The organism is Azospirillum brasilense (assembly GCF_007827815.1).
GTDB lineage: Bacteria > Pseudomonadota > Alphaproteobacteria > Azospirillales > Azospirillaceae > Azospirillum > Azospirillum brasilense_C.
In genome coordinates, this window is sequence record NZ_VITH01000004.1 from 459,635 (window position 1) to 485,100 (window position 25,466).

Below are 25,466 nucleotides of genomic sequence, written 5' to 3' on the forward strand. Positions count from 1 at the left end.
AGGCGAACCATGACGACCAAGTTCTTCGTCCCAAGAGCCGATCGGCGCCTCGGTGAGCGCTACGAGCTTGTCGAGTGCCTGGGCGACGGTTCTTACGGGTGGGTCTGGCGAGCCCAGCGACTGTCGGACGGCGCCCTCGTCGCGGTGAAAATTCCCAAAGCACAGGGCAAGCGAAACGAGGAGCTGGCCGAAGGCTCGCCGCTCGTTGGTCAGCCCTCGCACCCGTGCGTCGTCGACGTCCACTGGATGGGGCGTGTTCCGCCGGAGCGCGAGTGGTACGCGATCGAGATGGAGTACTTCCCCTCCATCACGCTGGCGCAGCTCCTGGATAGGGGCGAGGAGGGCTTTGTTGCCAGCTATGATAAGCTGCTGGGCGTCTTCGAGCAGGTCGTTGAAGGCTGCGCTCACCTGCATCGCGTGGGCATGTCCCACGGGGACATCAAGCCACAGAACATCCTCGTCTCCGCGGAACGCGTGAAGCTGACCGACTTCGGTTCGAGCGTTCTACCCGAGGACATGTACGCGCGAACACGCGAGAACGGCGGGACGATTCTCTACTCCGCGCCGGAGATCGTCGGCGCGACGCTGTCGACGAGAGACAGCTCATCCCGGTTCCTCAGCGATATCTATAGCCTCGGCGTGCTGCTTTACCACCTCGTCACCGCGCGGCTTCCGCACGACACGCTGAGCCAGGTGGCCCGTCACGTGCCGTTCCCAAGAGCCCGCGAGATCAACTCTTCGGTGTCACAGCCGCTCGATGACTTCATCGACCGCTGCCTAAGGCTCGCACCGGAGGACCGCTGGCCGAGCGCCGACGCGATGCTCGACGCGTTTCGTGCGGTGCGACGCGCACAGGTTCAGTTCACGCCCACCCGCGCTCTCGCGGTCACGCGTGCGCCACATGAGGACTGGTCAACGCAGGCTATGCTCCTCGTTGAGCGCGGCGACTACCGCGACGCGGAGCTGGTGGCGCGCGCGGAATTCGAGTCGTCAAGGGACGCACAAGCCTTCCTCCTCATGGTCCAGGCGTCATACCGGGAGGGGCGCTACTTCGACTGCATCCGTGACCTCGAATCCCGGACCGATGTAGTCGAAGCCCAATCATCCACCGGCGCCGAGCTCCGACGTCTCGCGCTTTCGGCATACCTGGAGGTGCGCCAAGTGGATCGCGCCAGGACCTTCGTCGCGAAGTGTCTGACAGATGCGCCTGACGCACCGGAACTGTTGCTCAAGCATGCGTCGATTCTCGCGCTCGATGCGAAGTACGAGGCAGCAGCCGAGCAGCTCATGGCCTTGCACCGGCGACTGCCGGGCAAACCGGCAATCCTCCGGAGGCTCGTCGCCGTATTTGAGCAGATGCGCGATACGGGAAAGGCTGCGGCCTTCCTGCGGGCTTACCAGAAGGCAGTGCCCGACGATCCATGGGCGGTCTCGAAAGCCGAGCAGTTCCGCGCGCTTGGGCTCACGTGAAGCAATAGCTAGAACAAACTCTTTTCGGCTCTGAAAGCTGGGGGCATGCGCTTGTGTAGCCGCAATGGCGGAACCAGCTGCGGGCATTGGGAGCGGCTGTTTCACCCGACATTGGCACAGCGGATGCGCCGCATCTGTGGAATTCGTTGGAGTGGCTCATGTGAAGCAGCGTAGTCTGCGTCATGGCCATCCAGCGCTTTGAGGTTATCACCAACGCCGGTGGGCGCCACGCCTGTTCCGCCGAAGAGAATGTTTGGGCTGTCGGCTATGGCCCAAGCCTGGTGCGGTGCTGTCGCTGTGCACCAGCCTGATCTACTGCTTTTCCTTTTCTGAGCGCCGTTTGGGTTCCGGAATCTTTCCCCGTGCCATTCGCTCAACGAATGCTGCTGTTTTGGCGATCAAGTCGATGGAAATGCCAAGCGGAACCTGGTCATGACTAAGATAACGAGAGACGTAAGCTGCGCTAGTACCCGTGAGTTCAAGACGCCGAGTAACAATGAAGGCCACCGCTTCTGCTTCGATTTCCATCGACGCCTTATCAAGACCGGCGCGCCCCGGCCACCACCGATCAACGTCGGCGCCAAGGTGCCCTAGCATAACGTGCGCAATTTCATGACAGAGGATGCCGAACTGACTGGGAGGTGCCAGCTGGCTGTGCACCGCAATGCGCATTTTCCAGCCCTTCGCTTCGCTCTCTCGCATTGCGAAGCCGGCGTTGGTGGACGAGAGGGGCTTGAAATCCACTCGAATGCGATGCTGCCCCGCGTTCTCGATCAGCCGCTGAAGCCAACTTTGATCGAAGTAGCCCTCAAACTGGGCAAACGTTTCGAGCTCTTCGGGCAACGGTGGGCCGACCGTCTGATCCAAGTCATAAACCAGCATGACCGGGTGCATCGGTGCGAGAATGATCATCGGCTTAGCGTCTTCGACCAACTCGCGATTAAAGCGAATGCGCCAATCACGGGCCGTCGCATAGAAGCTGCAACTTGGATTTTGCAGTCGCACCAAAAGATTGTTGTATGGTGCGTAGTCCCTGAAGCCCGCCATGAAGTTAATCATCTCTTGGAACGCACCCGATTCACGATAAAGCCGACTCTCCTGAATCAGCGCATCAATGGTTGATCGTGCCTCGAGCTCCGGTGGCGGGTTACGAAGCGCCGATTCGAGATCATTCCCTTGCAAGATCAATAAGCAGTAATCGCGATCGGCCCTTGTGAGTTTTCGTCTTTCGGCAAGCCGGCGCAAGAGGGGCGGCAGGAGGCGCGCTGCCTCAAGGCCCACTTGATTGCGCAGATCATTGACGAGCTCTTGGGCCGACGGGCGCCGACGCGTGCGCAGGAGGGCGAGCATAAAATCCTCGACCGCCTGGGTAAGGTCTTCAGTCTCGAAAAGATCGCCTTGAGCGATGCCTATCACTCGTCAATGCTCCCGCCATGGTTGATTGCGCCCGCACCTCGAACTCTGCTTTGCGATGCCAGCGCGTTCGATTTCCATGCCTTCTCACCCCTGAGGCGCGGGTCGCCGTAGCGATCCATCAGCTCCCGCGCCACTTTGGGGCCAAATTGATTTCGAACGTAGGGATGCACGTGCAAGTGCTCCAACGCGTCCCGCACGGTGCGCCACCCAAGGTGCTGGCCGCTGCGCTGTCGGCTACGTCCCTCGACCAGCGTGTCCAGCTTGTCCTGGGCCTCGAGCGACAGGCCCTGGGACTGCGGGAGGTACAGGAATGCGCGACCGCTGACCGCGAAGGGATCGCCGGCCGGTTGGGTGCCCGCCGCCTTCTCCTCCTCGTCCACCTGCGGCTGCGCTTCGGGAACCGGCCCCGGAACGAGTCCGTCCACGTCGACGTGCTCGCTCCAGCGGTCGAACACGAAGTGCTCCGGCCTCGCGGCCACCCACGGCGTCAGCGCGCCGCTGTGGGACATGACGAGCTGGTACTTGGCACGCGTCATGGCGACGTAAAAGCGGCAGGCGTCGCGGAACTGCTCCTCCTGCGGCATGTCGGCGGCGGGAAGCACGCCGTCTTGGCAGTTCAGGATGCACATCACGTCGAACTCGTAGCCCTTCGTCTGCTCGAGGTCCGACAGGAAAATGTGGCCGTCGCCGAGCGCGCGCGTGCCGTCGAGCACGGGCAGGCCGAGCCGCTCGCCGAACTTCTGCATGTCGCGCAGTGTGAAGCCGGCAACGGCGATGCAGACCTTGCGCGGCTTCTCGTCGATGTAGTCCTTGGCGATGGCCAGCGCGCACGCGACCTCCTGCTGCAGCGACGCGGCTTGCAGCACCAGCGGCTTTGGCGTCGAGAAGTTGGCGTATTCCGGCTCGATGATCTCCAGCTCGCCGTCGAACTGAACGTCGTTGGCCAGCGTGCCGACGAACACCTCGTAGGCGGCGCGCAAGATCTCCCGGCTGTTGCGGTAGTTGCGCTCGAGCTTGCGCGACCGCGCCCCAGGAATGTCGATGCCGGCGTCGCGGAACGATTGGTGCTTGGCCTGGACCTGCTGCGCGAGGTCGCCGCAGAGGAACAGGTCGTTCTCGCCGGGAGCGGCGAGGCGGCGCAGGATGGCCAGCTCGATCGTCCCGAAATCCTGCGCCTCGTCGACGAGCACGTGCGCGTATTCCGGCTCCAGCCGATCGACGTACCGGTGCAGCTGCACCGACAAGCCGATCTGGTCGATCACCCCCACGTCGCGCATCTTGCGTTCCCAGGCGTCCAGGGCGCCGACCACGGTGGCGCGCCACGGCGTGTCGAACGGCACGCCCCGCCCCCGGCGCTCGACGCTCTTGTCCAGGTAGCCCGACCGCCGCTCCCGCCCGAACGCGCTGCGCAGCCAATCGAATTCCTGGCGGATGTAGGCCTCCGGGCTGACGCCGCGGCTGTTCAGCGACTTGTGAACGCCGATCAGGCACGCCGCCGAGTCGTTGTTGCGCCAGCACCGGTAGTACTCGCGCCAAATCTCGTCGATGTGCTCGTTCAGCTTCCACGTGATGTCGCTGTAGAGGCGGTCGTTCTCGGGCTCGAAGCGATGCAGGTAGCGCTGGCACAGCTCGAAGAACGAGGTGACCTGGATGCGCTGCGCCACGCCCTCGGACGGGGAGACGTGGTCGACGAGGCGGCGGATCAGGGTGGCCAGCGGGCGGTTCAGCGTGACGACGAGCACCGGCTTGCCCGGCGCGCGCTCGGCCAAGCGCACCGCCCGCTTGACCACGATGCAGGTCTTGCCCGAGCCGCTGACCCCCGACAGCTTGGCGGCGCCGTTGAAGTCCTCGTCGACGATGGCCTGCTGCGCGGGATGCAGGAACAGCATCCAGTCCTCGTAGCTGGCCGTCTGCATGAACCGCTCGATCCAGCGCACGTAGTCGTCCGACCCGACGCGAATGACGCGCACCGTCGTGCCGTCGCGCACTTCGACCACCTCGTCGTGTTCGAGGTCGAGCAGCGGCTGAGCGTCGCCGGTGAAGAGCTGGATGCGCCGCACCGCCTCATCGAGGTCGCCTTCGCGCAGCGCCGTGAGCACGTCGTAAATGGCGTGCGCCTGCTCCTGGTCGCCGACGCGCGTGGTGGCATGCCAGATGTCCTCCGGCGAACTGGTGCTCTCCAACTTCATCAGGCCCGCGAGCACGCTGGCGCTCAACCCTGCGGTGAGCGCGTCGAGCTGCTCCGGCGGCAAGCGCTCGGCCAGAGGACCGGGGGCGAGGTCGGTGCCGCCCTTGCGCGCAGCCGTTCCGTCGGCGGTCTCGGGCGTTCGGAACGTCACCTCGACCCGCCGCTCGGTGTCGATGGTGGGGGTGAGCCCCTTGTGCCCCTCCAGCCAGCGATCCGTCTCGTCATGAGTGCCGCAAAAGCACAAGAAGACGAAGCGCTCGTTTTGCACGGTGACCAAGCGGTAACCGTCGCCTAAGTCGTACTTCACGCAATGGTCGATGCGGCTCTCGCCGTTGTTCGTTACCGAAAGCGTCCGGAACGGGAGTTCCGACCCGTGCTCGATGTCGTAGATCAGCACTTTGAGGCGGTTGGCGACCTTCTGGGGGCGCCCTCCGCGGGCGTGGAGCGCAACCAGCTGGCGGTCAAAGTCTTTGAGACGCTGGTAAGTGATGGCCATTCGTGCGTAGTCCCCGCGCCGACCGCAGTGCCTGCGTCCGCCGGTTCCTGTCCGGCGCACACCCCCTACGGCTTCCTTTCGTCGAAGATGCTGTCAAAAACATCGTGGCGAGACAAGAGCTTTCGCGCGTAAGGAGAGCGTGGGATTGCCTTAAAATCCCGTGGTTGGTGCTCTTGCGGGGCACCGGCTGGCCGGCGCGGGCGCATGGTCGTCTCGCCCGGCCGGCCGTCGAGGGGGGCTAATGCCCGAGAATCCGCGTTCGAGCCGTTTCGCGGATCTCATCGGCGTAAACGGCGCCGAACGACCCGCCGGGGTGGTCGCGTGAGGTCAGCAGGCGGTCGCGGAAGCCATGCCTGGCGTACCAGGCTTCCTTGGCTTCCCAGTCGTCGCGGTAGCCCTGGTTGGCGAGCATGCCCAGGTGCTCCCAGTACCACGTGCGCCCGCCGTGGATGATGGTGAAGTCGGGCAGGCAGAAGTCGTCGGGGTCGGTGGGGGCGCACAGGCGTTGCTCGTACAGCGGCTGCAGCCCGAGCCCCTTGAGCGTCTCGTAAACGATGATCTCGCTCTTCGACCGCATCGGCGTGCCATCCTCGGCGCGGTGCACCAGGCCCTCCGGCCGGTAGCGCGGCGGCAGCGGCACGTCGGCCCCGGCGTCGCCGAGCAGGAGGTCGAACATGCAGGTCGAGCGCCGCGCCGTCTCGGAGAGGGCGGGGTTGCGCAGGCGCTCGAGGACCTCGGTGTCCTTCTCGGCCAGCACGATGAGCGTGCCGCGGTAGCGGGTCAGCGCGGTGTACAGCAGCTCACGCGACAGGGTCTGCGCCTTGCGCGGCAACACGAAGATCACCCCGCCGAAGTCGCTACCCTGCGCCTTGTGCACGGTGAGCGCGTACGCGAGCTCAAGGCTCTCCTCGACCTCGCTCTTGAGGTAGCGGTAGGACGCCTTGGGCTGCGTCGAGAAGTTGACGTGAAGCTTGTCCTGGCCCTTCTCCTCCCCGGGCTTCTTCTTCCACGCCGCCGTGACGATGCCGATTTCGCCGTTTGCCACGAAGCGCATGCCCTCCGTGCCCTCCGGCAGCCACTTCGGCTCGTTGACCCTCTGCATCACCTTGTCGTGGAACACGATCCCCTGGTCGCCCATCGCGCGCGGCCAGCGGTTGGCGTTGTTGGCGTTGGCCAGTTCCCTGCCGCGGTAGCGCTCCTGCACCACGCGGTTGATCTCGCCTGTGCCGAACGGGTGGATGCGGGTGGGCGAGATGATCTGCCACGCCTCCGAGCGCTTCCACTCCTCCTCGCTTATGCCGAGCGAGCGGTCGAACGACTTGGCGTCTCCCGGCGTGATGTTGAGCATGGCGAACGCCTCGTCCAGCTTCGCCAGGAGGCTGCCGTGGTCGTTCCACGTCATCAGCGTCAGGTCGCCGTGGGTGGACGAGCGCGCGACACGGGAAATGACCATGTCGTCGCCGGGCGGACTCTCGTCCCGGTACCCGTTGGCCAGCTGCAGCCCGACGGCCATCCCTCCCGCCCCGTCGGTGCGCATGCAGGTGCCCAGGTCCGCAACGCAGCCCGGATGGGCCTGGCGCAGCCAGCGCAGCATGTCGATGAACGGCCGGCCAGGGCCAATCGGGGGCAGCTGGCAGGGGTCGCCGACGAAGATGAGGCGGGCAATCGCACCGGTGTTGATGGCGCGGAACAGCGCGGCGAGCAGTTCCACCGATGGCATCGAGCTTTCGTCGATCACCACCGTGTTGTAGCTCAACTTGCCCTTCTCGGGGGTTTCCAGGATGCGGTAGTTGGGGCCGAGCATGCCCGCATCGCTGAGCACCTGGTGGATGGTCGCGGCCGGCCGGCCGGTGCTGGTCTGCAGCTTGACGCGCGCTTTGCCGGTCGGCGCGGCGAGCAGGGTGGAGCGTGGCCCCTCGAGCGCGCGCAGGGTGCGCAGGAAGATCCTGAGGACGGACGTCTTGCCGGTGCCCGCACCGCCGGTCAGCACGCTGAGCCGGTTGCGGTACAGCACCTCGAGCGCCATGATCTTCTCGTCGATCGCGGCGTGTTCTCGACCAGTCTGCGGCTCGCCGAATCCGCCCTCCTCCTCGGGCACGGTGAGCAGCGCCCGCCAGTCCGGCCCCTCGGCCGGCAGGTCGGCCAGCGCCCCCACCTGCTTCTTGATCACCTGGGCGATTTCGAGCTCCCAGCGCCGCACGCTCTTGAGAGCCGCGAGGCGGAGGATCGGCCTCTCGCCCTCCGTAGGCTTGGCGGCACCGAGGTCCTCGCGCAGTTCGGCCAGCTCGTCGTCCGCTCCGTCCGCTGCCGCGTTGGCGTCGGCTCGCTTCCACGACTCGGGAGCGGGAACGTCGCGGAACCAGAGGATCTGCTCGTGAAACGTGCGGTCCTCGCTGCTCCAGATCGTTTCGGCATCGGCGGCGCAGCGGCGCGACTCGGGAAAGAAGCCGGCAGCGCGTTGCACCAGCGTGGGGAAGGGCAGCAGGCTGTCGCCGGCGCTGGCGGCGCGCTGCAGCACGGCGACCATGGTGGCGCGCACGCGGCGGTGGTCGTGCGGCGGCAGCGGCGGGTCCGTGCGGAAACGCGCGGCGTCGCCCTCCGGCAGCATACCCTGGTCGATAACTTCGAGGCTAACTGGGGCGCTGCGCTTGGTGCCGCAATCCTGTTCGAACAGGCGGTACGGGTTCTCGAGAATGGCATCGTTGGTGGCGAGAATGCCGCGCTGCTTGCGCGTATCCTCGTTGAGGATGTCCGCGATCTGGTCGGTCGTCAGCTCGAAGCGCACGAGCAGGTCGATGAGCTTGTGCCGGCTCGGCATCTTGCGCCAGCAGAGGATTGCTTCGGCCAGGCTGTGCGCGTAGTCGGCCTCCGGCTGACGGCGGCCTTCGAACAGGTCCTTCACGTGTTGCCAAGGATCGCGGCCGTTGCGCTCGAGCTGACGCAGGACAGTGGCGTGGTATCCGATTCCCTGAGAGCAGCCGAGCGCGCGCAGCATGGCGCCGATGCCGGGGTAGGCGCCGCGCCCGGACCAGACTTCGTCGAGAGCGCCATCGAGCCAGGCAAGCGCGCCCGCCCAGTCACCATCGACGCCACGCCCCGCTTTGCGGTCGGCCTCCAGACGCTCGACTGTGGTCATGATGGCGAGCAGCGCCGAGACGGCTTGGCCGTCGCTGAGATGTTCGGCGACATACGAGAAGGGAAGAGACAGATCGCGGGGGGGCCGGCAGACGATCCCGTCAACGTCGAGATCGCGATGGAGGTATTCCTGGTACGGAATGCGAACCCCCTCCCGGGGGTAATGGTGGGTGACGCGGCGCGACCACACGGGAAACCGGCCCGGAAACGCGCTGCTTTGGCCGAAGTACGTTGGGTTTGCCACCTCTGCGATGCGCGACACGCCGACCAGCAGGCGGTTGGCTTCGTCGTCAACCGCGTTGCCACGGTTGCAATAGAAGAAGACGAGCGAACGGTTCTTCTCAAGCTTGCCCCAGAACCGCTCGAGCAGTTGGCGTTGGCGCGTGTCCTCTTGCACCCACGTGGCGGAAGGATTCTTGGGCGCTGGGATGAGCAGGTTTTCCGCCTCGCAGATGTCCCGGAAGTTCGACTCGAGCATCCAACGGTACGGGGTCGGGCACACCGAAAACGCCGGTACGTCCTCCTCGACGCTCGGCAGGTTGCGACCGTCGAGAGGGTCTTGGTGACAAATGACGTATGCGTCTTCGCCGAACGCGTTCGCGTCGCGCTGGCAAGGCGGAAGGTAGCCAGTGACGCGCTTGAGGTCGACGAGTCCACAGCCGGCGTGCGGCGCTTCGACGTCGAGCCTACGCAGCGCACGCACGTGCTCGTGCTCCATGCAAGCCGCGTTGGTGTCCGGGTTAGCGCAGAGGCGCCCGTTCCATGCGGTGTCGTGCCACGTCAAACGGGCGGTGAGATGAGTCGTCATGGAGTGGTTTCCAATCAACATCGGCGGCCCGCTTGCCGAGCATGCGTTGAGCCGCCGGGGATGTGGGCGCGCGGCGGCGGACCGGGTCTTCGGTCCGTCGGCCGAACAGCGCCTGCAATTCGTCGGCCTAGGCGAGCGGCGCCGGTCCTCCCGACCGGGCTATCGCCGCGTTCAGCGCCTCCCGTGCTGCGGCAGCCTCCTCGGGCGATGGCTGGCGGCAGCGCGCGCAGCCCTGCGAATTGATCTCGTAGGTGGACTTGCCGCACATCGAACAGGGCTTGTAATACATACTTTCCTCAACCTGCCGCTGAGGCGGGCTCAGGCGCTTGTCCAGATAGCTGGACCGATACCGCTCGACGATTTCGCCCGGCACGAGGTCCCAGGCATCCTGGGTGCGGGCGATGTTCGAGCGCAGCCGCACGGCGCCGCCGCTGCCGCGCGGTCGGGGGCTCCCAGAATCGCGGTCCTGCGTTCGGGCGCCGTTGGTGCGCGTTTGGTCGGCGGCCAAGCCGAACTCAAGGTCGTGGATCTCGACCGCCCGCTCGTCGCCGCGCAACGTTGAACGCGCACGCGCCGTGACGATCAGGTCGTGATCGACTTTCACGCTGAGTTCCAGCCGCTCGAAAAGCGGTCGAGCGGTCGCGTCGACGCCGAGCGCAAGGCTTGTGTAGACGTGCCGCGGGTCGGCCGGCTGACACCGCCCCGGCCATTGCGGGCGGGTGAACTGCAGTTTCGCCAGCCCGTCGCGCGGGTCGACGCAGTACAGGCCCAGTTCGTACGGATGAGTCTGATTTTCCAGCGGCAGGAACGTGCCCTCGGGGATGACCGGCACGTAGGTGTCGTCGGCGTGCAAGACCTCGAACGGCTTAGCGAGGCATAGGCGCAGCCCATCGTGGGCGATCCACGCCGCCCCTTCCGCGATGACACGGTCGCCGTTCCCGATGGTGGGCACGCGGGCGAGGCCGAACTTCTCGGTCAGGCGGTTTCGGATCGCCGGCATTTGCACCACGCCGCCGGTGGCGAGGCAGAGGGCGACCGCGGCTTCGGGAACGTTCGCCGAAGCGAGCAGGCGGTCGATGTTGGCCATGCCCTGATCGACAAGGTCGCGCGTCAGCCCTTCCAATTCCTCGCGGCCAACCGCCAGGTCCAGCGTGCGCTCCGGGCCGTCGGAGCGCAAGAAGTTGGCCATAAACACGGTCGCCGAATGGCGCTCCGACAACCGGATTTTGGCGAGCTCGCACTGCCCGATGAGTTGCGCCTCCGCGTTCGGCATCTGGCTGGGCCAGCTGGCAAGTCGGTAAACGTTCGCATGCCGGTCTTTCACATGGTTGACGAGGCGTTCGTCGAAACGGTCGCCGCCGATGGTGTTGTCGCCCATGTTCTGGATCTGCACCAGCGTCCCGCCGACGAGCTTGACCAGCGTAAGGTCGAGCGTCCCGCCGCCCCAATCGAACACCAGCACGTAGCGGCCTTCCAGTTCGGCCAGCTTTTGTTTGAAGGACGGTTGGGAGCGGAGATGGCCGTACAGAGCGGCCAGCGGCTCGTGGACGTACTGGACGATGTGCAGGCCCGCCTTGTAAGCCGCGTCCCGCAGCTCGCGTCGCGCGGCCCCTTTCATGTTCACCGGAATGGTGACGATCGCGCGGTCGAACCCCATGTCCCTCATTCCGGGGAGGCTTGTCGCATCGGTGCGCACGTGCCGCAGGATGTCGGCAACGACGTCGGACGGTTCACGCGCTACGCCGCCGACGTGAATCGCCGCTCCGGTCCCGAGATAGGATTTCGGCGATCGCACCACATCACCAACCACGCCCGTGGCAATTTCCGTCAGCTGGTCTTTGGCGCGCCGTCCCGCGACAACCTCGGCGCCGTGATACCAGACCGCGGACGGGTGAGGTCGATCGGTCTCGCGGTCGGTCAGCACGGACACGCTGTCGTTCAGCACGATCGCGGCAAGGCTGTTGGTGGTGCCGAAATCTAGTCCGAAGACTTGAGCCATTCGATCTTTCTCCCGATTCGATCGCCTATCGTTTCGACCCGCTCGGCAACGACGTGAACCCGCGGTGGATTGAGGGAGGCCGCCTCCCCCGCGTCCGCCACGAGCGGCATGATCTGCGCCGTCAGAAATCCCTGGATGTCCGCTTTGACCTGGGTCACCCGGTGGCGTCCGCCGACCCGCTCCTCATCGAGCGCTTTCTCGAGCGACGCGACGCGGAATTCGGCTTCCGCGAGGCGGGCGCGGCTGGCGGCCAAGTCCGCTTGCGCGTCCGCAAGAGCCCGCTCGAGCGCCTCCTTGTCCCGTCGTAAGGCCGATGCGGCTTGCTCTTGGCGGGCCGCTTCCGATCGCATGTGCTGCGCCTGAGCGATCCAGGGGCCGATAAAATCGGCCAACGCCTTCAACGTCGCAGCCCGCGATCCAAATTGCGCAAGGAAGCGGTAATTGTTCTGCTGAATCTGCCGCGCTGTTGGATCCTGCTTCGTGTTGTCCGGCGGCTGCACCAGCTCACGCAGCGTGGTGATGACGTGCGCGTAGTCGAGCTGGCGCGTGCGGAACAGCCACAGCGCCGCCGCGAGCAGCAGCGCCATGGCGCGCTTTTCCAGCTTTTTGTCGGCGAGCGCCGGCTTGACGGCATAAGCCACAGCCTGGAAAACGTCGGGGGCCGGCGTCTCGAGGTCGATATCCAAATTGAACTCGGCTGCCAGACGCTGGCGCACCGCTTGACCAACAAACTGGAAGCAGGCGTGCGCCAAGCTGTTGCTCTTCTCGACCAGCGCCCGTTGCGCAAGCCCAAAGCATTTCTGAAATTCGGGGTCGGTCTCTGGCAGCGTGCGAAGCGCGGCTTGCACGTCGTCGGGCTCGAACCCCTTCGGCTTTGCTTTGCGCAGCCCGCTCAGGAAGGGACCCGCCGCCGGCTTCTCCTGGCGGAAATAGTCGTGCAAGGACAGGATCGGCGGCGCGCTGCCTTCGGCTGGCGCTTCCTGTGACGGTTCGGCTGCCTGCCCAACAATCCCGGCTGCAATATCGGGATGGCTCATGGCTCAAGCTCTCTCAATTGACGGTTGGCCCAGCGCGCAAAAGAGCCGTCGTTGGCGAGCATTCGCAGCGCCCGGCGGCTCAGATCCGCATCACCGGCCTGTACGCTGAACACCGCGGAGAATGCCAGCAGTTTCGACCGATCTTGGCTGGAGAGCAAACCGCTCTCGGCGCGTTCGATCAACGCCTGCCTCCGGTGCCGAGGCGCGTGCGTTCCCAGCGCTTCGAAGGCATCGAGCACCTCGTCCGTCAACCGGTCGATCGGGCAAGAGGCGATGCGCCGTCCCCCTGGGCAGTGAGGCCGTGTGGGCAGCGCCGCCTGGTCGCGGGCGAGAGCGGCCAGCGCGGCGAAGGCGGCATCGAGCACCGGCACGTTCGACCGAACGGCATCCCCCTCAAATTGATTGAGGTTGAAGCGAATGCAGGCCGATACCGTCGCGGCAACGGAGCGGTCGAGCTCGTGCAGCACCGCTAGCGCCGACTTGTACTTTTCCGCAAAACGCTCGAACGGCAGCGTGACCCCGCTCGGCCGCCCTTGGTCCTTGATGAGCGTTCCCAGAACGTAGTCCGCAAGAGCGCTGCCGTACTCGCGAGCCGCGCGATCGCGGGGCAGTGCGTCGCCAAACCGAGTGACATCGGCCACGGTGACGTCGTCGGCGGCAAGTCGTTCCAGGAACAAGCGGTCGACCGCGTCAAGTTCCGCAGCCTCGGCCATCAACACGCTCACCGTGTAGCGGGCGGGCGCCGATGCACCGTCGGCGCGGCGGCCGTTTTCGAGCTCAAGCTGGAAATGCCCATCACGGCTGGCGGCGATGCGGGCGAGCGCGGCATCGATTGCGGCAACCGGCTCCCATTCGCCGTTCCTGCGCAGACGTATCCGCGTGCAGTTCTCGACGGCCAAGTCGCCGGCCGCACAGCGCTGCCGTAGCGTGACCGACGAGGGGGCCAAGCGCCCGCGAACGAACAGGAGCGGACGCTCGATCGGGTGCTCTAAACTGATGTGTTCGGAACGTCGCCGCTCGGACGGAAAGCTGGCCGCGCAGAATGGGCAGGCGAAGGCGGGCGGCTCACGCGCGCCAACCACCAGCGGGTGCGCAGCGTTCTCGAAGTCGACCGCATCGTCGACGATCCAGCCCAGGGTTGGCATTGGCTAGCGTTTCTCCCGCCTGCGAGCTGAGGCAGCTGAGATCGATGTCCGCGCTTAGGCGGTTTGCGTTGGAGAGAGGACAAAGCCGACCGTCCGTGTCTGGAAGTTGCTCATTGTGGGTGAACACCTTGCGCTACACAACGAATGCGAGAGCTTAGGCCTGATAACTTTCTCAAAGCAAGCGCACCTTGAGCCTAAACTTGTTGGTCGGGGATTGCTCCGATGGCCTAGTTCGGCGACGCGCTGCCTTGGCGTGTGTGAGCGCAAGAAAGCGCTTGCAGCGGGAGCGCCTTCCTTCCGAAAGAGGCGAGACCACCCACATGAAGGCGACAAATCAACGATCACAATGGCACAACACCGGGCGGGGCACCTGCAACGATTGCTTGGAGCAAGACGATAAGCCCCATGGAACGGCCGGTACATCCTCCATCCAATCCTCGGCGCTGTGGGTGGCTCCGGCGCTCGAGCCCGAAGCGGCGGCCTTCGTCAGCAACGCGTACCCGGCGGCGCACGCCTTCGCCATCGTGGTGAGCGGCGATGTGCGCGCTGACCTCGGTAGCGCGCTGCGCAGACCGCTGGCGCACGCCGGTATTCCCGTGGACGACGTGGCCCTCGCGCTCGCCGGCCAACCGTGTCGCTCGCCGCGGCACCGCGCCTGAAGCATTCACGTCGTTCTCAGGCGGTTTTGGCGCGCCCCGTTTGCCTCAGCGCGGCGCCACCTCCAGAAACAGGCGGTGAATCCGATCGTCGAGCGGATGGCCGGCGGGCAGACCGACGTGCGCATCCTGGGCGGCCAGCGCTTCCGCCCATTCCGCGGCGGAGCCGGGGCAGGTCCGGCCAGGCCCACCGCGGTCGCTGACGAAGTGGATGAACAGCAGGCGCGCCGCAACGCCGTGTTCCATAAGGGCATGGAAGACGGCCACGCGGTTGCAGAGCTGGTAGTGCCCGGTGAGCCAATCTCGGTCGTGCGGCACACCGAGCTCCCGCTTCACGCGGTCAAGCGCCCGCTCGATCATCGGGCGCCCACCCTGCGGGCTGGCCCGGCAGGAGCTGCGCAGATCCTCGAGGTTGGCCTTGGCCTCGACCAGCAGCCATTCCTCAACGCCGTCGTGCGTCGCATGGCCGATGGCGTCCCAAGTGGGTTGGCTGCCCCGCGGCGGCCAGAGGCCGGTCCAGGCCGTGCGCGCGGTGGAATCCTTGGGCAGGAAGTCGCGCCCTTGCCATTCGCCATCGCCCCACGCGCGGGGGGCATCGAATGGTTGGACGAGCCACACGACACGCTCCGTCCCAATCGCCGCGCAAACGCGGTCATCGAGCAACCGCCGGTGCCGGCCAAGGAAGCGCAGCAGATGGCACTCCATCGACGAGGCGCACAGCGGCCAGAGTGGCAGCGCGCATCTCCGCCATGCCGTGCCTCTCCCTCCGGTGCTGCTCAAGCCATCTTGGGCATATATCACCGCCAGGAGGACAGCGGCTCGATATGCGGTGTTTGCCGAGCACGACGCCCGCGCGCCCTCGCCCGCCGTCACATCCCACCGCCTTGCGACCGTCGCCGGCCCCCTCGCGGGACGGTCCAGACCGCATGCGCGGACGGCGCCTCCCTCCACCACCGCAGGACTGCCCCATGACCGAGGAACCGCCCCGGCCCACCCCAACCCCTGTCCGCCGCCTGCCCTCCGGCCGCGGCCCCACCGTCTGGCTGGTCAGCGGCGTGCTCACCGTCGCCGACACGAGCCTTCCCGCGGCCCTGCACAAGCTCGCCGACCATGCCCAGCTCTGCACCGCCGGCTTCGCCACCGCCAACATCGCCGGCGTGATCCTGCACGGCCGCCTCAAGCTGGCGTGGAGTCTCACAGTGCCGACGGAGGAGCAATTGCCGGCGCTGGTCGACACCCCCGACCTGGACGCCAACTACCGCCTGCTGACGATCACCGTCACGCAGTACGCCGGCGACGCTTGACCGCTCTTTCACGGCTGGCGCGGTCGCCAGGAACCGCGCCAGCCCAGGCCCGCGGATGCGGAGACATCGCCCCACAGCCCGCCGAACGGTCCGACCCGAGTTCGTCCCTCACAGAGCGGAGGGACGTCTCCGGACCGTCCGTCGCCGCATGTCCGCCGCGTCGTCTGTGGGATCGCTAGCGCCTTCAACCATCCCGAACAGGAACGCACGGCCACAACACCGGCAGCCGTCACAGACTCAAAACCAGGAGCAGGACAATCATGACCGAAAGAACCGACAAAGCGAACAACCGCCCAACGTACACCGTGGAACCAACGACGATGGCCGCCATCGGTAGCGTCGGCGCGGTTTGCGGCGCGTTCAGGGCCGTGATGAAAGGCGGAAATTTCTTCGCCATCCTCGCGGCGGCGGCCGTCGCCGGATTGGCGTGTGCCATCGTTGGCGCCGTCGTGTCCCTACATCGCAAGGCTGAGGGAGACGATGCCTCACCGATGAATGGCGCATCGACCGAGCCTGCGGAACCATGACGTCTGCAGAGGGGCTGGCACGTGCCAGCCCTTGTGCGCATGAGCTATGGCTCGTGAAGGAATGGGGGAAGGGAGAGCAGACTGAAGGCCAAGCCGCTATGGCGGTGTGCGAGGAGCGGAACGCGCCATTGACGAAGAAATTGGAGGGTTTCAAAGGCCCTGACTGCATTCGGATTGCCGGTCCGAGCCTCGCCAGCTGCCTCCCATCTCCGGCGCCTCCACCTGCAAGTCAACGGGTTTATTGCAGAAGACCAATTTATCCCAATCATTTTTTCAATATTAACTCGCGGAAGTCTAGCATCCATGCAAACATCCGTCAGAACTGCCAGTTCACATAAATCTATTCCAGTGAATTAATACCTGTTTCAATTTTTGTTGTTGGGTTTTTGGTACTATAATATGGTATAGACTATAAATATACATAGGTACCCACCATCATATGCGAAACAAAAACGCGTCGTTCATTCTGGAGGAGATCATGCTTGAACGTTACGAACACCGTACAGACATCCTCAATTGCATTGGGATGCGGATGAATTACATGATTGCGCATCACTGCAAGGTGTTCTTCGTGCGCTTCGATGCCCGTTTCCCCGAAGGTTTCCTCCATCATGGAGGAAACCGAGAGATATCCCAACTCATGAAGACTCTGAAGGAGTTCTACGCGTACCAGGGTGTGGGAATGCACTACATCTGGGTGCGGGAACAGGTGAGCAGCCCGGTTCCGCATTACCACGTCGTCTTGTTGGTCAACGGCTCACTGATTCAGAACGCAACGGGCATCTGGAACAAGGCCGAAGAGGTGTGGAGCCGAATCACGGGCGGCCCCAGCGGGTTGATACATCACGGCTGGCCCACACGCCAAGGCTTATCGGGTATTGGCGGCATCATGATCCGCCGTCCATCCTCCAAGGCAACCGGGCAGCCGTTGATCCTCCAGCAGCAGGAGTTCAATACCGCATGGGCGGAAGCTGTGGAGTGGGTCTCCTATCTCGCCAAGACCTACTCCAAAGGCAACGCCCCCCATCGCGTGCGGGAATACGGGGCGTCACAGCTGTGAGCGCTCTCACTCAGCGGACGTCGTCGGGAGCACAGCCAAGCCGACGAATGGGACCGCTGATGGTGTGCAGTCTCCGTCAGCGCGCCCTTATGCAATGCCGGGCAAGCTGTTGCCCCGAAGGGGAGGCATCCCTTCGGGGCAATGAAGGTTTGGATCAGTCGGCGCCCCCCGAGTTACCCCTCGAAGGACCGATGCTGGCGTTCGCCATGACCTCAATGGGGAGAGGGAGCTGTTGACACGGTTGACCGTCAACCGTGTCAACACGGTGATCACTGATCAGAACAGCATGTACGCGTGAGTATGCACGAGGCAAGCTGGGCTGCGCTGACGGCTGCGGTGACGGCGCAGATAGTTGCAGCGTTCCAGCTGATCGATCCCGGCGCGGATCTGCGCAACCGTGTGCCGACCACTACCAATGCCGCGCTGGGCGTCGCGCTCGGTAAACTCGGCAACATGAAACCTCTTCATCCATTCAAGGATCTTGGCGGCATAGTCCACGCCGTTGCGGGCTTCCGGCGTGAAGGCCAGCGCGGCGTGCGCTCGAAACGCCTCCGCCAAGGCAATGCCTTCCTTGAGAAGGCTCTCGTCGATGGCGTGCTCCTGAGGAGCCTCATGCTCAAACAGGCGCAGCAGCGCTGCAGCTCTCAGCGCGTGCCCGACCTGCTTGTTGACGAACGCGGCATAGTGCTCGGACGTGCCGAGTTGGCGCTCGGCGCTGACCTGCGCACGGTAGCGATCGAGCACAGCCTTAGCGTCCCGCGTGAGCGTTAGAGTATGGAATGTCCGCCGTCCGTCCTCCCCGCGCGGGCACTCAATCTGCAGAAGACGCCGGATGCGCTCTTCCAGCCAGGCCAGCGCGTCGGCCGGGATCTCGGCGGAAGGACCTCCGGGTGAGCTGTTTGGCGGCACGAACAGCGGCCAGAACCGGGCGAGCAAGCCGTGCCCGGCAAACTCCTCGTTGGCGTAGAAGCGGTGGAAAACCTCAGGCTGGACGAAGAGACAGATCGCAAGCACTGGAGCCTGCAGGTGGACGGTGCCCGACGTCTTGGTGTCGAAGGTGAAGGACTCCGCAGTGAAGCCCTTAAGGATAAGGTCGTCGGACGCCGGGCGCAGGCGCTTGAGCAGACCGCCTTCGGCTTCGAAGATGCCGAGCGCCTCGTCATTCTGTTCAAGGACGATGGCAAGCGCCTCGGGGGTCAGGATATCGCCGAGCAGTCGCGGCCGGCCCACGTGGCCCTCTGCCTGCCGTCGAAGCCGTTCGACGGTTGCCATCTCCGCCGACAGCGTGGACCGGACGGTCTCCATGTCGTGGCCGCTAATGAACAGTTGCTGCACTTGCTTCGCCAGCCGAACCTCCATTGCCCGGCAGGCACGGCGCATCACCCGGCTGTTCGCGTGCGGACTGGCGTCGGCGTGCTGGCGGCCGAGCCGTGCTTCCTCAGCTTCGAAGATGCGACGGAAGACATCCGCCACCGCGCTTTTGCGCTGGCCAGACGGGGAGCAAACCGCGATATACGCGGTGGCCACTTCGACGTGACCGTCGCCGGCGTCCACCTTCCATCGCCCCCTCGCGGCGACGCTTGCCGCCCCGAGGAGGCCGGCCATCGCCATGCAGGTGGACCCGCACTGTGCCCCAAGGGCCGTGACCAGGCGGCGCAGCACCGGATGCAGTCCGGACAGCGGCAACTTGGCGTTGATTTCCGGTGTTCGGGGGAGGGGCAGCAGCGGAAGGGAAGACAGATGGGCGCGCAGGAGAGCCTTCTCCTGGCGCTCAAGCGCGTCCTGTTCCGCGGCGGCGCGCCGCTCCCAGGATCGTAGATGGCTCGTCACGTCGTTGTTGAAGCTGGTCTGTTGCTGCGCAAGGTCCCGTGGAATGATTGGATACTGCGGCGCGACAGGCATGAGCGGGGGCTGCAGGAGAGGCGGATAGGCCATATTCATGGGGAACTCTCCGGGAGTGACGGTTGAGAGGAAGGACGCATTCCGCGGAACAGCGCGGCTCCCTGCGCAGTGTATGCCGCGAAATCTGCGTCCTGTCCGGGCTTTGGAAGGCGGCGGATGGCTATGCGTTTTCGCCGGCCAAACGGCGCAGGAAGGCGTCACGCTCGGTAATGGGAACAAGCGTGCGCCGGCCCGCCTTGAGGACCTTGATGCGCCCCTCGGCGACGTTTTTGTAAAAGGAGGTACGCTTGATCCCCACGCTTGCGCAGAATTCCTCGACGGACTCGGCAACCTTCTCACTGGAAAATCTGCACTTCATGGCAACAACTCCTTTCGAGGTGAGAGTGAACGCCCACATTGTTGGGCGTTCGTCTCGAGTTGTCACCGTTCGTCTCGGCCGAAATTTGCCGGCAAATATGGCCTTTGCCGGAAAATCACCCTTCGCGCGGGGGTGATTTTTCGGCACCTTTTTCGTACAGAGACATGGCGCGCGTTACCGCCACCAACGCTTGCGGCACAAAGGCGGAGCGTGACGGCTTCCTCGGAACATCAGAGCATCCGGCCCTATCGGCGCCGTCTAGGATCAGATTGAGGCGGCTCCATTTTCCGGCGTCAGACGAAATTTCGGGATTGGTGCTCTCCCGTTCCTGAATGATCGCGGCGAGCGCCGCAATGACGGGCCAATCAGACCGCCCCGGCCGGCCGCGAGACCGGAGACTACCTTCGCGAGGCTCACGGCGATCCGTGTCCGTTTCAGGGGCGGGTTCCAATAGCTTCGCCTCCCCTCCAAAGCGAAGCTCCTTGCTGCCGGGGTGCGGGTACAACCTTGCCACTTGCTCAAAATTTACTTGGACGCACGAATAGGACCATGCGGACTTGGGGAGAACTGGGCATTTATAATCCCATCCATCCGTCAATATTCCGTTCTGTCCGGCTCTGAGAAAAGCGGACTGACCCGCAGAAGCAATTTTGTCTCGCGGAATGGCTGTTATGTCGCCCCAATCGGCGTGACGGTATTCACCAAATTCTGGTCGAAGCTCGGACCATTGCGGTCCAATGGCTGGCCTTCCTCTTAGGGTCACTCCTCCAGCGACAATGCACATATTGTGCAGTATGGATGCACCCATCGGGTAGCTGAATGGATCTGTGAGGGTCTTCCCATCCTCAGCAACGCCTATAAGTGGTCTGCGCCCCGGGAGAGAATTTTCAAAGCAAGAATCGACCGGTTTTCTCCCACACTCAATCCACAGAACGGCTTCCATGATTGAGCACCATTCGAGAGCCGGAACGTCTATCAACTCATCAACACTTCGCATCGAAAAACCTCCGGATAGATGTTTTCTGAAAACTCAAAGAAGTTGACGGCGCAAAGAAACCGACACATTGCCTCTATGTTCAGTTTGTTTTGATAGCTTGGGTCCTGGATCGATTATGGTGTTGTTCTCGAGTGCTTCTCGCGGGAGCTCCGGGCCAAATGGGAGGAGAAACGAATTACGATCTGCACAGCTCCGCGTTGGTCTAGAGGGGGCAAGACCAAGTTGGCACAACGGTCGATCCTGGACGCTGTGGGCCAAACGGCTATTTGCCTGAGTGATGCGAGAAACATACACGGCATACACGTTGGTCTCATGGTGTTGTCATCAAGAGTCACGCCGTCCGCCTCGTTACCCTGACCGATGCCTTGCACCATGGTGCACACAGCGAACAGGGGGCCCAAAGTGGTGAACAGCGCCAGCACAAGTTCAGGACTCACGCGTACCCTCCTGTCGCACCCAGCTCGGATTGCTTAATTTTTGGACGTTGTGTGTGGCACGGGTCAGATGACGTTCTCGCTTTCGAGATGCAGCCGATCTGCAGTCAGCGCCGGCATCGGTGATGGCCGGCGTGATGCCCGTCACTTGTCCAGGAAAATCGTCCAGATGTGCACGACTGGCCCGTTTGCGCACCAAGCACTCCGCAAGGCTGTCGTTGCTGGTGTTGTGTCCGGCCAGATCGGTGCGCCCGGTCAACAGCGCCCAGCGCACGTAGGCGGTGTACAGCATCAGCACGTCCGACTCGCGGTACGCCCACCCCTTGCCCAACTTGCCCCGCGCCAACATGCCAGCGACCTCGCTGCCATGCCCGCCGATTTTGCCCGGCAGGCGAATCAAATCGACAATGGCCTGTAGATCGATCCGCTGCGCAGCGCCGTAGTCGGCGATCTGCTCCAGCAGGTCGCAACGGAAGTCCGGCTGGTAGCGCTGCGTGTGGCCGGTCCACTTGTCACCGCGCTGGAACCACGCCGGAATGATGACGCCGTAAGTCATGGCGCGCGGGCGCAGCATCGGCAGGTCGAAACCGTGCCCCTTCCAGGTGACGCGCGGCAGCGTCCGGGCAAAATGACTCCAGAAGCCGTGGATCAGCCGCTCCTCGTCGTAGCCGAGGTCGCTGCCAAGGCGGCGTTCGGTGACGCGGTGATGCTCCACGCCGGACGTCCGGTTGATAGCGGCCTCGACGAAGCTGATCGCGACGATCTGGTGGCAGCGCGGCGGTGGGAACTTCTCCGCCGGCCAATTCGCCGGGAGAATCTGGCGATCCGGCATCGTCTCGGTGTCCACGCAGAGCAGCGAGTCGTGGTGCATGGAGTCTCCGAAGTGCGGCAGCGCTATGGTCGCCAATCGGTTAGGGTCAGGCAACAAACAAATTTGCGAGCGCCCGAGGTTCTGAGGGTGCCCGCCGTTGCGTCCCCACCATTCCCAGGAAACTGACCCCACGCTTCCGGCTCCACGCGCGGCGGAACGCACACACCACAGCTGCTTGATAAACCTCAATAACCTCCTTAGCGTGCCAGCCAGCCGAAAAGCTCTCGGTGGTGGAATCAGAAACGGACGGAACCATGGATGCCAAGGATCACAGCGTCATCTCCGTGCTGGGCGACCAAAGGCGGTTCATGGTGCCGATCTACCAGCGCCAATACAGCTGGCGGGAAGGCCGCCTTGTCCCATTCTGGGAGGACGTGGTCGCAAAGGCGGAAGAGACGCTGTCCGGAAAACCCCGGTTCAAGCACTACATGGGCGCTTTGATCATCGCCCCCGGGGCGGACGGCTACAAGGTTGGCGCCACGCCCCGCATTCAAGTGGTGGACGGGCAGCAGCGGCTGACAACGTTCCAGCTGTTCCTCGCGGCGATGCGCGAAGTGGCCAATCGCCACCAGATGCCGGGTGTCGCCGAAAGCGTTCAAAACTACGTCTTCAACCGACCGATGAGCGGCGACACCGATCCGGACGCAAAGTTCAAACTCGTCCCCACCCCCGAAGATCGGCCGATCTTCCACGCCATCATCGATGGCAGCTTGGACGGCGTGAGAGCCGCGTACCCACAGTTCTTCTACAAGAAGGGAACGCTCATCTGGGGTGAGGCGCCGAACGCGCTCCGCGCCTTCGTGACGTTCATCGAGCGGATCGAAAGCTACACGCTTTACGGCTTGTTCGACCCCGATACCCAGGCTCCCCAGGAGGATGGACGCGACCAGCAGGCGGACCGCCTGAACGCCTTGCTGGAGGCGCTCCTCAACCATCTGAAGCTCGTCGTCATCACACTGGACGAGAGCGATGACGCCCAGGTGATCTTCGAGACGCTGAACAGCAAGGCCGAACCGCTGCTCGCCATGGACCTTGTGCGCAACAACATCTTCCATCGCGCGGAAGCGCAGGGCGAGTCCGCGGACAAGCTCTTCGAATCCAAATGGAAGTCGTTCGACGCGCCGTTTTGGAAGGCACCGTCGCCCCGCGCCAAACCGCCGCGCCCCCGCATTGATCACTTCCTGAGCCATGCCTTGACCGCTCAGACGGGGGAAGAAGCATCCCTGCGCGAACTGTACGCCGAGTATCGGGCCTTTACGCGCCCCAAGGGGCAGCCGCGCTTTCCGAGCGTGGCCGATGAGTTGGACGCCTTGCTCCGGTTCGCGCCGGTGTACAGCGAATTGGAGCTCCCGCAGGGAACGGGCGCCCTCTCGGGTCTCGGAGGCAAACTTGCCACGTGGGAAATCTCAACGGCTTACCCGCTGGTGTTCGCCATCGCCACCGCACAGGAGGTGGCGGACGAGGAGAAGGCGGCGCTCTACCGGCTGATCTATTCGTACATTGTCCGCCGCGCGGTGTGCGGGCTCACCCCGAAAGCCATGAACAAAACGTTCCAACGCATCGTCGGCGTGTTCCTGAAGCACGGCGTGTCGCGGAACGCGTTTGCCGCGTCCTTCGCCGACCAGACGGGGCCCGCCGTCCGCTTTCCATCCGACCAGGAGTTCCGCGCAGCCATCCACCAGAACCCTGTCTATGAATGGGTTCTGCGCAAGGAGAGGCTGATCGACGTGCTTTGGGAACTTGAATTGGCCAGCCGCACGAAGTTCATGGCGGGCAGCGAACGTCCGGAATTTCTGTCGGTCGAGCATGTCCTGCCGCAGGCCTGGATGACTCATTGGCCTCTGCCGGACGGCCGCATGGCACCGCTCGACAAGATGACCGGGGCCGACGAGTCCATGCTTCAGGCGATCGCAACACGCGATCGCCTGAAGCACACGCTCGGCAACCTCACGCTGAGCACAAGGCCAGGCAACAGCGTTATGTCCAACGGCGACTTCGCAGCCAAGAAGCCGCTGCTCGCGGAGAGCCTGCTCGCCCTCAACAACCAAATCAGCAAAGAGGCGGTCTGGGGCGAGCCACAGATCTCGGCACGGGCGGACGCGCTGGCCGGTCTGGCCGTCGCGGTCTGGCCTGGGCCCGACCTCCCCGCGTCTCCGGCGGCCGCGCACAGCGCGGAAGCGGCAAGCGCCTAATCCCTGCGGGCGCCTCCGCTCGGCGCGGCGCAGCCCCCGTCCAGGCGGTCACCGCGCCCAGCGGAGCGAGAACGGCAGGATGTCGGCAACGGGCTTGTTCCGCGCCCGCGCCCATTGGTGCCGGGCCTTGTAGCCGTCTCCCCAGTCAACCAGGAGACGGCCCGCCAGGTCGGCCAGGGACGGGGTCAGGCGGAACGTGCTGGCGGGATAGACCAAGAACCCGGCCTTGTGCGCGTCCTCCCGCGTCAGCGGGTCGACGGTGCCGGGCGTGGCCGCTTCGGGAGGCCCCAGGACCTCGTAAATGCCCATGAACACGGTTTCGGGCTTCGGTTGCCCCCGCACCTCCCGCGCCATGCCGATGAACATGGACACGTGTGCGGCTTGCTCGTAAGCCGGTCTGCGGGCGGGGCTCTGGATGCGGATGTAGCTGGCGTCGAGCCCGTCGAAGCGCGGGTCCCCGTCGCGCCAGGCTTGGTAAAGGTTTGGCAGGCGCGGGTCGGCGTGGCGGACGAGAAGAACCGTGTCGGGATTGAGGCCCGCCTCCGTCAGCATTGCGTTGAAGGTGCTTGCGTTGGTCGCCATTCCCGCCCCCCGCCGTCCGCGTTTCGATTGGGCCACCCGCCGCGCTTGGTGTGCGATACTACACCGCGGCCCGCCTCTTGGGCAGCCCCCATCCGGCTTTCTCACTTTGGCAAGGCCCCGCCCCGGCGATGGTCGCTCAGGCCACCGCGCCGCGCCGGGGGATCGGCACGACGCTCCGTTCGCTTCGCCTTCGGTGCCACGCCGCCCCGTCCCGGCGGTCCGCTTGGCGTCCCACGCGGGTTGGCCGTCCCGCGCGGCGCGGCCAGAGCAGCGGCTCCTCCTTGCAGTCGAGGGCGAGCACCGTTCGCGTCGGCCACAGTCCACGCGACGGTCCCACCAGCGCTCCAAGGCGCCCAGGAGGTCCAACCGCGTGGTCGCCTGACCATCCCCGCGCTCCTGGGCGCTGCCCGGCCAGATGCCGACGCCCAGGGCAGCGTGCCAAGCACGCCCACACGGGGCCTCCTGAACGCGCAAGTTGTTAAGAGTGCCTAACAGAACCATCTTTGGACGAAGCGCCAGCAGATGAGGCTGGCGGCGATGTGGTGAAAGGCGGTGAAGATGTCGGCGCGTCGTTCGTAGCGGACGGCGATGCGGCGGAAGCGGGCGAACCAGGCGAGCGTCCGCTCGACCACCCATCGGTGTCGGCCAAGACGCTCGCTGCTCTCGACGCCACGCCGGGCGATCCGCGGAATGATCGCTCGTTGGCGCAGCGCCCGCCGGCAGTGTGCAAAGTCGTAGCCCTTGTCGGCGTGCAACTTGGCCGGGGGTCACGTCCCTGAACGTGGTGTAGGAGCTGTGGGGAACCGGCCCGCCGAAGCGCCCCCCAGAGCTGGCGTAGGCGGGCCGGTTTTCCACAGCGGGGCGGTCATCGTGGGTCTTCGGTAGAGTC

17 protein-coding genes and 1 pseudogene are annotated in these 25,466 nt (G+C 64.7%); 6 read left to right on the forward strand and 12 right to left on the reverse strand.

Annotated features, from left to right (window positions below; genetic code table 11):
* Positions 1–9 precede the first annotated feature (9 nt).
* Entirely contained in the window at positions 10–1,470 is a 1,461-nt protein-coding gene (locus tag FBZ83_RS11120; protein WP_145682484.1) for a serine/threonine-protein kinase, read from the forward strand.
* 312 nt (positions 1,471–1,782) lie between these two features.
* On the opposite strand, the gene FBZ83_RS11125 is transcribed toward FBZ83_RS11120, so the two are convergent.
* From FBZ83_RS11125 to FBZ83_RS11150, 6 genes are all read right to left on the reverse strand, one after another.
* Complete coding sequence (locus FBZ83_RS11125; RefSeq protein ID WP_145682485.1) at positions 1,783–2,886, reverse strand: hypothetical protein; 1,104 nt, start codon at positions 2,884–2,886, stop codon at positions 1,783–1,785.
* Positions 2,883–5,570, reverse strand: a complete 2,688-nt coding sequence (locus FBZ83_RS11130; RefSeq protein WP_145682486.1) for a UvrD-helicase domain-containing protein — start codon at positions 5,568–5,570, stop codon at positions 2,883–2,885. Before FBZ83_RS11130 ends, FBZ83_RS11125 begins: the two co-directional genes overlap by 4 nt.
* Before the next feature lie 238 nt (positions 5,571–5,808).
* Positions 5,809–9,513, reverse strand: a complete 3,705-nt coding sequence (locus FBZ83_RS31405; protein ID WP_186466036.1) for an ATP-dependent DNA helicase — start codon at positions 9,511–9,513, stop codon at positions 5,809–5,811.
* A gap of 127 nt (positions 9,514–9,640) precedes the next feature.
* Entirely contained in the window at positions 9,641–11,512 is a 1,872-nt protein-coding gene (locus FBZ83_RS11140) for an Hsp70 family protein (protein ID WP_145682487.1), read from the reverse strand.
* Positions 11,491–12,549 (reverse strand): hypothetical protein, encoded by a 1,059-nt coding sequence (locus FBZ83_RS11145; RefSeq protein WP_145682488.1) that lies wholly within the window; start codon positions 12,547–12,549, stop codon positions 11,491–11,493. The genes FBZ83_RS11140 and FBZ83_RS11145 overlap by 22 nt, the downstream gene beginning before the upstream one ends.
* Positions 12,546–13,694 carry a hypothetical protein gene (locus FBZ83_RS11150; RefSeq protein WP_145682489.1) on the reverse strand — a complete coding sequence of 383 codons (1,149 nt, stop codon included), beginning with the start codon at positions 13,692–13,694 and terminating at the stop codon, positions 12,546–12,548. Before FBZ83_RS11150 ends, FBZ83_RS11145 begins: the two co-directional genes overlap by 4 nt.
* A 320-nt stretch (positions 13,695–14,014) precedes the next feature.
* Between FBZ83_RS11150 and FBZ83_RS11155 the strand changes: the two genes are divergently transcribed.
* Positions 14,015–14,353: a hypothetical protein gene (locus tag FBZ83_RS11155; protein WP_145682490.1), complete on the forward strand. Its 339-nt coding sequence runs from the start codon at positions 14,015–14,017 to the stop codon at positions 14,351–14,353.
* Positions 14,354–14,398: 45 nt separating this feature from the next.
* On the opposite strand, the gene FBZ83_RS11160 is transcribed toward FBZ83_RS11155, so the two are convergent.
* Positions 14,399–15,055 carry a hypothetical protein gene (locus FBZ83_RS11160; protein ID WP_186466037.1) on the reverse strand — a complete coding sequence of 219 codons (657 nt, stop codon included), beginning with the start codon at positions 15,053–15,055 and terminating at the stop codon, positions 14,399–14,401.
* Between the two features lie 263 nt (positions 15,056–15,318).
* Between FBZ83_RS11160 and FBZ83_RS11165 the strand changes: the two genes are divergently transcribed.
* The 3 genes from FBZ83_RS11165 (at position 15,319) to FBZ83_RS11175 (ending at position 17,241) form a co-directional block, all read left to right on the forward strand.
* Positions 15,319–15,654 carry a hypothetical protein gene (locus tag FBZ83_RS11165; RefSeq protein ID WP_145682492.1) on the forward strand — a complete coding sequence of 112 codons (336 nt, stop codon included), beginning with the start codon at positions 15,319–15,321 and terminating at the stop codon, positions 15,652–15,654.
* A 260-nt stretch (positions 15,655–15,914) separates the two neighbouring features.
* Positions 15,915–16,181 carry a hypothetical protein gene (locus FBZ83_RS11170; protein WP_145682493.1) on the forward strand — a complete coding sequence of 89 codons (267 nt, stop codon included), beginning with the start codon at positions 15,915–15,917 and terminating at the stop codon, positions 16,179–16,181.
* A gap of 478 nt (positions 16,182–16,659) precedes the next feature.
* On the forward strand, positions 16,660–17,241 hold the full coding sequence (locus FBZ83_RS11175) for a YagK/YfjJ domain-containing protein (RefSeq protein WP_186466038.1): 582 nt from the start codon (positions 16,660–16,662) through the stop codon (positions 17,239–17,241).
* A gap of 276 nt (positions 17,242–17,517) precedes the next feature.
* On the opposite strand, the gene FBZ83_RS11180 is transcribed toward FBZ83_RS11175, so the two are convergent.
* The 3 genes from FBZ83_RS11180 to FBZ83_RS11190 form a co-directional block, all read right to left on the reverse strand.
* On the reverse strand, positions 17,518–19,182 hold the full coding sequence (locus FBZ83_RS11180; protein WP_145682495.1) for a DUF3987 domain-containing protein: 1,665 nt from the start codon (positions 19,180–19,182) through the stop codon (positions 17,518–17,520).
* Between the two features lie 121 nt (positions 19,183–19,303).
* Positions 19,304–19,501, reverse strand: coding sequence for a DNA-binding protein (locus FBZ83_RS11185; protein WP_145682496.1), 198 nt, complete (start codon positions 19,499–19,501; stop codon positions 19,304–19,306).
* Between the two features lie 1,423 nt (positions 19,502–20,924).
* Positions 20,925–21,803, reverse strand: a complete 879-nt coding sequence (locus FBZ83_RS11190; protein ID WP_145682497.1) for a 3'-5' exonuclease — start codon at positions 21,801–21,803, stop codon at positions 20,925–20,927.
* Positions 21,804–22,057: 254 nt separating this feature from the next.
* Here FBZ83_RS11190 and FBZ83_RS11195 point away from each other — a divergent pair, with 254 nt between their 5' ends.
* Positions 22,058–23,995 carry a DUF262 domain-containing protein gene (locus FBZ83_RS11195; RefSeq protein ID WP_145682498.1) on the forward strand — a complete coding sequence of 646 codons (1,938 nt, stop codon included), beginning with the start codon at positions 22,058–22,060 and terminating at the stop codon, positions 23,993–23,995.
* Positions 23,996–24,043: 48 nt separating this feature from the next.
* Here the strand turns inward: FBZ83_RS11195 and FBZ83_RS11200 are convergent, their stop codons facing one another.
* Positions 24,044–24,577 (reverse strand): hypothetical protein, encoded by a 534-nt coding sequence (locus tag FBZ83_RS11200; RefSeq protein ID WP_145682499.1) that lies wholly within the window; start codon positions 24,575–24,577, stop codon positions 24,044–24,046.
* 488 nt (positions 24,578–25,065) lie between these two features.
* Positions 25,066–25,341: pseudogene (locus tag FBZ83_RS11205) on the reverse strand (transposase); the annotation flags it as partial.
* Positions 25,342–25,466: the final 125 nt, after the last annotated feature.